Origin of the sequence: Cryobacterium sp. RTC2.1 (assembly GCF_035018685.1) — a bacterium.
Taxonomy (GTDB): Bacteria; Actinomycetota; Actinomycetes; order Actinomycetales; family Microbacteriaceae; genus Cryobacterium; species Cryobacterium glucosi.
Map to the genome: position 1 here is coordinate 1 of NZ_JASJXJ010000303.1, position 1299 is coordinate 1299.

At 60.2% G+C, this 1299-nt stretch carries 1 protein-coding gene and 1 riboswitch; the gene reads right to left on the minus strand.

The window, feature by feature from the left end:
• Positions 1 to 413, minus strand: a 413-nt coding sequence (locus tag QN357_RS18970; protein WP_323505395.1) for a divalent metal cation transporter, incomplete at its 3' end; no start/stop codon positions are given.
• A gap of 354 nt (positions 414 to 767) precedes the next feature.
• Positions 768 to 937: riboswitch (M-box (ykoK) riboswitch) on the minus strand.
• Between the last annotated feature and the right edge of the window lie 362 nt (positions 938 to 1299).

Below are 1299 nucleotides of genomic sequence, written 5' to 3' on the forward strand. Positions count from 1 at the left end.
TGGGGGATGCCCAGATACTGCAAGCCCAAACTGATACCGATGAATTCGGTCACGATGGTGAGCGCGTTCAGGATGAACAGGTCAATGACGCTGAAGGCTCCCCAGAACTTTCCAAAACGTTCCAAGATGAGCCGGGCATGGCCCACCCCCGTGACCACCCCCAACCGCAACACCATTTCCTGGTTCACGTAGAGGACAGGTACCAGCAGCAGCAACGTCCACAGCAATGTGGTCCCATAATTTTGGCCAGCTTGCGTGTAGGTCCCAAACGCGCCAGCGTCGTTGTCGCCGACCATCACAATCAGTCCAGGACCCAGAATGGCCAAAAGGGTACGCAGTTTTGCCCGCACGCCCCGCCGCGGCGCATCATCGCCGAGTCGAATCGTGCCCATGGCCCCTTCAATATCGCCCACGTGCGCGGAATCCAGGACCGCTGACACGGGCCCGGTCGGAGGAACGAGGTTTGACGTTGTATCCATGGTGAACTTTCTGCAGGAAATGAAAAGACAGGATCCGGGAGCCGATCAAACGCGGCCCCACGAGGGCCGGCGATGTCGGGAACACCGCGGAAACCACAGGGCCGGGCGAGAAAATATGACCTGGCCGGGCTGCGATCACCGCGGGGCACGCCACCAGAAAGGCGTGTGCAGGCAGACTGCTACCTGGTGCGCGTGGTCGGCAGGAGGTAGGGTCTATGGCTCTCGCTCATTGACGTGCTCCCTCCGCTTTGCTCAGCGCACACGAAGAGTCCGACCAGACCGGCCGAGGTAACCTCTCCTCGTAAGACCTTTGGCACTTTGCGGCGTTAACCCGGAAACCGGGAGCCAATCGGGGCAATCCCTTGTTCCGGGAAAACCTGTCCTGACCCGGGGCGTCTCTGGACGTTGGGGGTCGCTGGCTTATATCCACAAAGGAGCCTCAGCTAACGAACGGCGCCCTGCAAAGATGACTGTACGCGGAGACCCCAACAGAAGCAATCGCGGCTGTCAATGTTCCACAAGCGTTCACCTTGCCGCGACGTTAAACGGCCGCCGTCTGGGCGGCGCGGCAACATGGATAGCTTTACCTTGCTAGCGCGCCGCGTTCTAAAGTGCTCAACTCGACTAGATCCCCCGGTCCAACCCTTCATCGGACCCGGAAAGACCAGAACGCCAAGGGCGAGGACCTAAGTCGAGACCAAGACTTGAGGAAGCAGAGGACAGGGATGCACTCATTCGGATCACTCATCCTGCTGCCACTGAACGCGAACCAGGTCGCAGCCGGTTCCCGGTCTGATCCCGGGCCTGACCTTCCTCTCGG